The sequence below is a fragment of the Sphingobium sp. IP1 genome, from assembly GCF_002708645.1.
Taxonomy (GTDB): Bacteria; Pseudomonadota; Alphaproteobacteria; order Sphingomonadales; family Sphingomonadaceae; genus Sphingobium; species Sphingobium yanoikuyae.
The window spans coordinates 66,419-74,878 of the sequence record NZ_NOIW01000022.1; the positions used below are offsets into that span (position 1 = coordinate 66,419).

Genomic DNA, 8,460 nt, shown 5'->3' on the forward strand with positions numbered 1-8,460 from the left:
AAGGCGGGGAAAGACCCGATCAGGCCCGGCCGCGCCATTTCCCCCACAGGGCGCGATCCTTCAGCACCTCACGCGCGGCATTATGGCCCGGCGCGCCGGTGACGCCGCCGCCCGGATGGGTGCCCGCGCCGCACATATAGAGGCCCTTCACCGGCCCGCGATACGCGCCATGCCCCAGCACCGGCCGCGCCGCCCACATCTGGTCCAGCGTCAGATTGCCATGCATGATGTCGCCGCCGACCAGACCGAACTTGCGTTCCAGGTCGAGTGGCGAATGGATCTGGCGGGCGATCACGCTCTTTGCAAAGCCCGGCGCATGGGCCTCGACCGTGGCGATGATATGGTCGGCCGCCGCCTCGCGCTCATCGTCCCAGCTTCGCCCGTCGGGCAGTTCGGGCGCGAATTGCTGGCAGAAGAGGCTGGCGACATGGCACCCCTCGGGCGCCAGGCTGTCGTCGATGGTGGACGGGATCAGCATCTCGACGATCGGCGCCTTCGACCAGCCGTCGCGCTTCGCATCCAGATAGGCGCGGTCCATATAATCGAGTGTCGGCGCGATGATGATGCCCGACTGGTGATGCTCGCCAATGCCGGGCAGGCAGGTGAAGTCGGGCAGGGCGGAGAGCGCGACATTCATGCGGAAGGTGCCCGACCCCGCCTTGAACGCCCTGATCCGCTTCAGAAAGTCCGCGGGCAGGTCGGCCGGCTGCATCATCCGCTCATAGAGCAGCTTGGGGCCGACATTGGCGATGATGCTGGTGCCCATCACTTCCTCGCCGCTGGCCAGCTTCACGCCGACGGCGCGATCGCCATCGACCAGCACATGATCGACCTGCGCCTCCAGGCTGATTTCGACGCCCATCGCCTGCACGACCTTCGCCATGGCCTGGGTGATCGTGCCCATGCCGCGGACGCTGTGGCCCCAGGCGCCCTTCTTGCCGTTCACCTCGCCGAACACATGGTGCAGCAGCACGTAGGCGCTGCCCGGCGTGTCGGGGGAGGCGAAATTGCCGACCACCGCATCGAAGCCGAAGGCGGCCTTGACCGCCTCGCTCTCGAACCAACTGTCGAGGAAGGTTCGGGCCGATTTGGTGAACAGGTCGAGCACGTCGCGCTGTTGCTCGATATCGAGCCCGGCGACGCGGCGGCCCTGTTTCAGCGCCTCGACCACCATGGTCAGGCCATCGCCGACATTGGGCGGGCTTTTGAGCACCAGGTCGCGCAGGACGTCGGCCACCATTTCCAGCGCGTCATAATAAGCGGGCAGCGTGGCGGCATCGCGCGCGCTGAACCGGGCAAACTCGGCCTGGGTCCGTTCCAGCCCGCCGCCCAGCTTCAGATAGCCGCCATCGGGCTGGGGCAGGAAATTGCTGATCGGCCGCTCGATCACGCGATAGCCATGATCGGCCAGCTTCATGTCGCGGATGACCTTGGGATTGAGCAGGCTGACCGTGTAGCTGGCGGTCGAGTTGCGGAAGCCGGGGTGAAATTCCTCAGTCACCGCCGCGCCGCCGACGACATCGCGGCGCTCCACCATGCGCACCGTGTAGCCGGCACGGGCCAGGTAGAAGGCGCAGACAAGGCCGTTATGGCCCGCACCGATGATGACGGCGTCATAGGCTTTGGTCATGCGATGTGGCTCCAGCCGGGGGCAGGCGCGCGATGCTGGCGCGCCTGCGGAATGATGGTGCGCATCCGCGCGCAGAAATGGCGCAGCGCGACTTCCTGGTCGCTTAAGGGGCCGACGGTGAAACTGTCCGACCCCATGCCGGCCTGCACGCGGGCGACAAGCTCGGTATCCTCGGCATTGACCTGGCGGTTGATGCGCCAGTTGAGATAGCGCGCCGCCCTCATCTCCCGGCGGTCATCGGGCAGGGCGTAGCTGATCTCGCGGATCAGCGTCTGGGTCGGCGACACCGGCAGCCACTGCATGAAATCCACCTGGTCGGGATAGATGTCGAAGGCGAAATTGGGCCAGAGCTTGAAATAGGTCCAAAGCCGCTGCCGATCGGGCGGAAGATGCGGGACGGCCGGCAGGAAATGCTGATAGGCGCGCTCGGACAGGTTGGCGGACGGGCGATCGAGGATCGGCCCCCACATCTTGTCGGCATAGGGGCTGGCTTCGACGCCATAGCCATCGCCCATCAGCCGCTTGAGGCCGGGATGGGCGACCGCGATGTGCAGGCCATCGGAATAATTGTCGCCGATATTCTTCCAGTTCACCCCGCGCGGGCGCAGCGTGACGCGGCCAAGCGCGCGCAGTTCGGCAAAGCGATAGGGCGCGATCTCGTCGACATAGGGCGCCATCATCTGCGCCACCGACGGCCCGCCATCATCCTCCAGCCGGACGAACAGGAAGCCGTGGAAATTTTCGATTTCTACAGGGGCAAGTCCATGCCTGGACCGGTCGAGGCTGCCATAGCTGCCCGCCATCGGCAGGCCCGTCAGGCATCCGTCCAGACCATAGGTCCAGGCATGGTAGGGACAGACCAGCTTTCTGGTGCGACCCGAGGGCCCGTCCACTAGGCGCGCGCCGCGGTGGCGGCACACGTTGGTAAAGGCGCGGGCTTCGCCGTCATCCCCGCGGATGACGATGATGCTCTCGCCAAGATAGTCCAGCACATGGAAATCGCCCGGCGCCGGCAGGTCGCTGTCATGGGCGACGATCTGCCAGCTCGGACGGAAGATGCGGCGGGTCTCGACGGCGAAAAATTCGGGATCGCTATAGGTCCATGCCGGCAGGCTATAGCCCGCGTCCGGATCCGGTCCGCATCCCGTCTCGCCCATCTACCCCGCATGCCCCATTGCAGTTGTACGCTTGTATAACGAGCGGGCGGGGAATTTCCATTAAATTTTTGTGACAGCTATTCTCAGCTGGTCCGTTCGGGCACTTCGCCCCAGTCCGACAGGATCGATGCGCGGCTAGCAACCGCTTCCCAGGGGAAGACGAACCAGTCCTTGGTGACGATGCGGTCGATCGTGGTCGCGCGATATTCGACCTTCGCGGCGGAACTGACATTGTCGATCAGCACGGCAAAGCGCAGATGATCGGCCGGCGCGCCGGCCAGCGCCGCGCGCAACTGGTTGATCGTGCGGCCGCTGTCATTGATGTCGTCGACGAACAGCAGGCGCGATCCTTCGAGCGCCATCGCCACCAGCTTGTCGAGCAGTTCGTCGCAAAAGCCCGCGACCTGGGCCGACAGGTCGACCGACAGCATCGGCTGGCTGATGGCGTGGGACAGATAGGTGGCCGGCACCAGCCCGCCGCGCCCGACGCCGACAATATAGTCGGGCCGCCAGTCCGATTTGGCGATCGCGCCGGCTACGGCGTCGATATGGGAGAGGAAGCTCTCCATCGGAATGTCGGTCAGGATCGGTTGGGTCATGATATGGTTGCCATCTGCGAATCGGCCCTATCGGCCGCCTGCGCCCCATAGCGCCGTGCCAGCAGGGCACAAGCCATCAGCTGAATCTGGTGGAACAGCATGACCGGCAGGATGATCGGCCCGACGGCCGCTGCGGGGAAGAGGACGCCGGCGATCGGCACGCCCGAAGCGAGGCTCTTCTTCGAGCCGCAAAATTGCAGCACGATCGCATCTTCGCGGGAAAAGCCGAGCAGCCGGCCAAGCGCCCAGGTGAAGAGCAGCACGATCACCAGCATGGCGATACAGAGCAGCGCGAGCAGCGCCAGCTCCGCGCGCGAGACCCGGTGCCACAGCCCTTCGACCACCGCCGCGCTGAAGGCGGAATAGACCACCAGCAGGATCGATGTGCGATCGACCCGGCCGACCAGCGTCTTGTGCCGCGACACGAAGCCGCCGATCCAGGGACGGGCCAGATGGCCGAGCACGAAGGGCAACAGCAATTGCAGCATGATCCCCTCGACCGAGGAAAGGGAGATGAGGTTGCTGCCGCCGCGCTGCATCAGCAATGCCACCAGCAGCGGCGTCAGCACGATGCCGAGCAGGTTGGAGAAGGAGGCGCTGACGACAGCAGCGGCGACATTGCCGCGCGCAATCGCGGTGAAGGCGATCGAGCTTTGCACCGTCGATGGCAGCAGCGCCAGGAACAGCAGGCCCGCGCGCATATTCTCCGGGATCGCGCCGATCTGCTGCAGCAGGATGCCGACCAGCGGGAAGAAGAGGAAGGTCGTGCCCAGAGTCGCGAGATGGAGTTGCCAGGCCTTGGCGCCGCCCCAGATCGCCTCGCGCGACAATTTTGCCCCATGCAGGAAAAAAAGCAGCACGATGCCCGCGTCCGCAACGATCGACGCGACATGGGCGCCCTGGCCGCGCGCGGGCAGGACCGACGCTAGGGCAACGGTGCAGAGCAGCAGGACGAGGAAGGGATCGAGGATCAGGCGCAGGCGAGTCATCATGATTCCGGGCATAGGGAAGGGGCTTGGAAAAGGATAGACGCCGCCCCATCCTCTGGGCCAACAGCCTTGGCACAGAGTATCGGGAGAGAATTTGCGTGAGCGACCATATCGCCATCATCGAGACGAACGGCGTGCTCGAAATCCATATCGACCGGCCCGACAAGAAGAATGCGCTGACCGGGCCGATGTACCGCGCGATGATTGCGGCGCTGGCCGATGCGTCGGCGCGGCCGGAGATTGGCGTGGTGCTGTTCGCGGGGCGGGGCGACGCCTTTTGCGCCGGCAATGACCTCAAGGACTTCATGGCCGGGCCGGAGGGCGGCGCCGCCGCCTTCGATTTCATCAGCGCGATTGCCGCCTTCGACAAGCCGATCGTCGCGGCGGTGCAGGGGCTTGCCGTGGGCGTCGGCACGACGATGCTGTTCCATTGCGACCTGGTCTATGCCGCGCCCGACGCGCGCTTCGTCATGCCCTTCGTCAATCTGGGCATCGTGCCGGAGGCCGGCTCCAGCCTGCTCGCGCCCGCGATCATGGGCCATGCCAGGGCGGCGGCGATGCTGATGCTGGGCGAGCCGATGGATGCGGAAGCGGCCGATCGCGCCGGTTTCGTGACAGCGATCGTGACAGGCGAAACGCTGCTCGACCATGCCCGCGCCAAGGCGGCGGCGTTGATGGCCAAGCCGCCCCAGGCGCTGATGGCGACGCGCCGGCTGATGAAGGGTGACCCCGCCGCCTTGCAGGCGCGCATCGCCGAAGAAGCCCGGCTGTTCCGCGAAGCGCTGGCCTCGCCCGAAGCGCAGGAGGCGTTCATGGCCTTTTTCGAAAAGCGCGCGCCGGTCTTCAAGCGGGCCTGATCGAAGCGCGGCCGGGGGAAGGGATCAGTCCTTGCCCCGCCGCTCGAACTTCAGTTCGCTCACGATCACGGCGGCGATGATCAGCAGCGCGCCGGCCAGCGCCGTGGCCGGCTGGCGGTCGCCCGCGATCCGGCCCAATATCCCGGCCCAGACCGGCTCGCCGGCATAGATCAGGGTCGCGCGGGTCGGCGATACGGTGCGCTGCGCCCAGTTCATCACGAACTGGATCAGCGCCGTCATCGCGCCCAGGCCACAGGCCGACAGGATCACCGTCCAGGAAAAGGGCGGGATCGCCTCGCCCATCGGCGCCATCAGGCCGAAGGCGAGCAGCGACGTGACCGCCAGTTGCACCAGCGTGACGCGGGCAATGTCGACCTTGCCGGCCCACAGGCTGATGAAGATGATTTCCAGCGCGATCGCCAGGGTGCTGATGAGCGTCAGCGCCTCGCCCTTGCCCAGCGACAGCCCTTCCCGCGGGGCGGCGATCAGGATCAGGCCGGCAAAGGCCAGCGCGACGCCGACCCAACTGGTCCAGCGCGGCCGCCGCCGCAATATCGCCCATTGGAGGATCGGCACCAGCGGCACATAGGCGGCGGTGATGAAGGCGGATGTGCTGCTGGATATGGTCTGCAGCGCCCAGGTCTGGAGCGTGTAGCCGCAGAAGATGCCAAGGCCGATCATCGACCCGGCCAGCAGTTCGCGCGCCGTCAGGCCGCGCAACACCGGCCAGGCGAGCGGCAGCGCGAGCAGCGCCGCCGTGCCGAAGCGCATCCCCACGAAGAAGAGCGGCCCGCTCTGCTGCATGGCATGATGCACGATCAGGAAGGTCGCGCCCCACAGCACGGTGATCCCGATCAGCGCGAGTTCGGGACGGCCGATCATCAGCCGGGGTGCTGGGCTCTTGTCGAGGGCGGCATTGTGCAACATAATGCACATCGCGTTATGAGCAATATATTGCACAGTCAAGTCGAAGTCCCGCGCCCGGACGTTCTTTCCCATGTCGCGGGCAATATCCGCCGCCTGCGCGCCGCCAAGGGGCTGAGCCAGGATGCGCTGGCCAGCGCGGCCGGGGTCAGCCGGCGCATGCTGGTGGGGATCGAGAGCGGCGAGGCCAATGTCAGCCTGTCGACGCTCGACCGGCTGGCGCAGGCGCTCGATGTCAGCTTCTCCCATGTCGTGCGCGCGCCCGACATGCCCGACAACAGCCGGATCGATACCCTTGCCTGGCAGGGCGAGGATGCGCATAGCCGCGCGACCCTGCTCGGCACCGTGCCGGCCGCGCGCGAGGCGGAGCTATGGACCTGGTCGCTGGCGCCGGGCGACCGCTACCCGGCCGAGGCGGACGCCGCCAACTGGCACGAGATGCTCTATGTGGTGGAAGGCGTTCTGACGGTCGAGATGGATGCCGGCACGCGCACGATCACGGCGGGCGACTTCCTCATCTTCAGCAGCGACCGCCCCTATGTCTTCGTCAATCGCGGAACGGACCTGCTGCGCTTCGTGCGCAACGTGGTGTTCTAGGCAGCGCGGACGAATGGCCGGGATGGGTGGGAACAAGGCATTCCTCCCCGGCACGGGGAGGGGGACCGCTCGCGTAGCGAGTGGTGGAGGGGCACAGGCCGGATAGCGCAGCGCTAAGAGGCATCTGCCCCTCCGTCAGCGCTTCGCGCTGCCACCTCCCCGTTCCGGGGAGGAATGTCCACTTCTGGTCGCTCGCGTCCATCCCCATCCCGTCATGCCGGGCTTGACCCGGCATCCCGCTTTTCCATGCTACAGATAAAGGAGCGGGACCCCGGCTCAAGGCCGGGGTAACGAGGGCCGCTCTTGATCGAAATCCGACAATCTCCACAGGCGTCATCCTAACGAAAGTCAGGACCCATTCTGCACTACGGCGGATAGGGAGCGCTGAAGCGATCCCGGATCAAGCCGGGCCTGAGCCTGTCGAAGGGGCCGGGATGACGAAGATGGAAATAGCCACTTCCAGTCGCATCCAGGCCGCCCGGATATAGCGTCGCGGCCTGAGGCCGGGCCTCCCCATGGGGAGGCCCGGCACGTCTCAATGGCTGTCGTTGCGCAGGTCCTTGCCGGCCTGCTCCAGCGAGGCGCCGACATCCTGCTTGGCTTCCTTGCCCTCGCGCTTGGCGTCGTCGGCCGCCCGGTCGGTCGCGGCGCCGATCCGGTCCGCGCCATTGTCGATCGCGGCGCCCGCGCGGTCGAGGCCGTTGTCAATCTTGGCGCCGGCATCGTCGACGGCGTTGCTGACGTCATTGCCGATCGCGGAGCCGGCATTTTCCAGATTGTCCGACGCCTTTTCCGAGCAGGCGGACAGGCTCAGGCCCAGGGCGGACAGGGCCGTGATGGCCAGAAGGGGTGCGCGCATGATGTCTCCTCATTGCGTTGGCAAGGCTTGGGCAGCGCCGCATCATATCTGACGCGGCGCTGCCTAATCTCTCGTTGTCGCATCGTTTTAAGCGGAAAACCGGTTCCCACTTTTCCGCACGACGCTCGTAAAAGCGCGGCAGCGGCCATAAGGTTGCGTGGTTTCGCGATCAGCCGCCGCTGAGGCCGAACACCATCGACCGGTCGGCATCGGGGATCAGACCCTCCATCACCCGCCAGAAACCGGTGACGGACCCCTGTCCGGCCTGGGCATAGGCGGCCGCCATCTTCTCGCGCAGGGCGCGGAAAAGCTCGGCCTCCAGCGCGCGCCCGGCGGCGCTGAGGCGCAGCAGTTTCTGCCGCCGGTCGCTGCTGCCCGGCCGGGTCTCGATATAGCCGCGCTCGATCAGGTCATTGAGCACCCGGCCGAGCGATTGCTTGGTGATCGCCAGCAGGCGCAGCAGATCCTTCACCGTCAGGTCGGGCTGGCGCGAGATGAAATAAAGGGCGCGGTGGTGGGCGCGGCCCAGGCCCTGCGCCGCCAGCCCCTCGTCGATCGATCGGGTGAGCGCGGAATAGCCGAAATAGAGCATCTCGATGCCGCGCCGGATTTCGTCCTCGCGCAGGAACAGCGGCGAGGCCGGTGCGATCTGGCTGGGCGAGGGGGCTTGGACGGACATCGGCGCAGGTTTCCGGTTGCAGGGGCGTGGGCGTGGCGTTGATCCCTAAGATGGGTTGGGCGGGAAGGAAAGGGAAAGGCGAAGTCCATCGTCAGGAGGGCTTTTCTTTCGTGCATCAGCCGCTATATGGCGGTCCCGCGCTGACTTGGATCGGCGCATTGCTGGGGCG

The 8,460-nt window shown here is 66.2% G+C and carries 9 protein-coding genes; 2 read left to right on the plus strand and 7 right to left on the minus strand.

Going from position 1 to position 8,460, the window contains the following annotated elements; genetic code table 11:
* Nucleotides 1-19 precede the first annotated feature (19 nt).
* The 4 genes from CG471_RS10275 to CG471_RS10290 form a co-directional block, all read right to left on the minus strand.
* A complete protein-coding gene (locus tag CG471_RS10275; RefSeq protein ID WP_099231808.1) occupies nt 20-1,630 on the minus strand; it encodes an NAD(P)/FAD-dependent oxidoreductase in 1,611 nt (536 codons plus the stop codon).
* Complete coding sequence (locus CG471_RS10280; RefSeq protein WP_099231809.1) at nt 1,627-2,787, minus strand: aromatic ring-hydroxylating dioxygenase subunit alpha; 1,161 nt, start codon at nt 2,785-2,787, stop codon at nt 1,627-1,629. The genes CG471_RS10275 and CG471_RS10280 overlap by 4 nt, the downstream gene beginning before the upstream one ends.
* Nucleotides 2,788-2,870: 83 nt before the next feature.
* Nucleotides 2,871-3,386, minus strand: coding sequence for a phosphoribosyltransferase (locus tag CG471_RS10285; protein WP_037512431.1), 516 nt, complete (start codon nt 3,384-3,386; stop codon nt 2,871-2,873).
* Nucleotides 3,383-4,375, minus strand: a complete 993-nt coding sequence (locus CG471_RS10290; RefSeq protein WP_099231819.1) for a bile acid:sodium symporter family protein — start codon at nt 4,373-4,375, stop codon at nt 3,383-3,385. The genes CG471_RS10285 and CG471_RS10290 overlap by 4 nt, the downstream gene beginning before the upstream one ends.
* Nucleotides 4,376-4,473: 98 nt before the next feature.
* Between CG471_RS10290 and CG471_RS10295 the strand changes: the two genes are divergently transcribed.
* Entirely contained in the window at nt 4,474-5,232 is a 759-nt protein-coding gene (locus CG471_RS10295; RefSeq protein ID WP_099231810.1) for an enoyl-CoA hydratase, read from the plus strand.
* Nucleotides 5,233-5,256: 24 nt separating this feature from the next.
* On the opposite strand, the gene CG471_RS10300 is transcribed toward CG471_RS10295, so the two are convergent.
* A complete protein-coding gene (locus CG471_RS10300) occupies nt 5,257-6,159 on the minus strand; it encodes a DMT family transporter (RefSeq protein ID WP_010336335.1) in 903 nt (300 codons plus the stop codon).
* 27 nt (nt 6,160-6,186) lie between these two features.
* On the opposite strand from CG471_RS10300, the gene CG471_RS10305 reads away from it, so the two are divergent.
* Nucleotides 6,187-6,753, plus strand: coding sequence for an XRE family transcriptional regulator (locus tag CG471_RS10305; RefSeq protein ID WP_234792486.1), 567 nt, complete (start codon nt 6,187-6,189; stop codon nt 6,751-6,753).
* Between the two features lie 535 nt (nt 6,754-7,288).
* Here CG471_RS10305 and CG471_RS10315 read toward each other — a convergent pair.
* Together CG471_RS10315 and CG471_RS10320 are read right to left on the minus strand one after the other, a co-directional pair.
* Nucleotides 7,289-7,612 (minus strand): hypothetical protein, encoded by a 324-nt coding sequence (locus CG471_RS10315; protein WP_010338154.1) that lies wholly within the window; start codon nt 7,610-7,612, stop codon nt 7,289-7,291.
* Between the two features lie 169 nt (nt 7,613-7,781).
* On the minus strand, nt 7,782-8,291 hold the full coding sequence (locus tag CG471_RS10320) for a MarR family winged helix-turn-helix transcriptional regulator (protein ID WP_004207880.1): 510 nt from the start codon (nt 8,289-8,291) through the stop codon (nt 7,782-7,784).
* Nucleotides 8,292-8,460 lie beyond the last annotated feature (169 nt).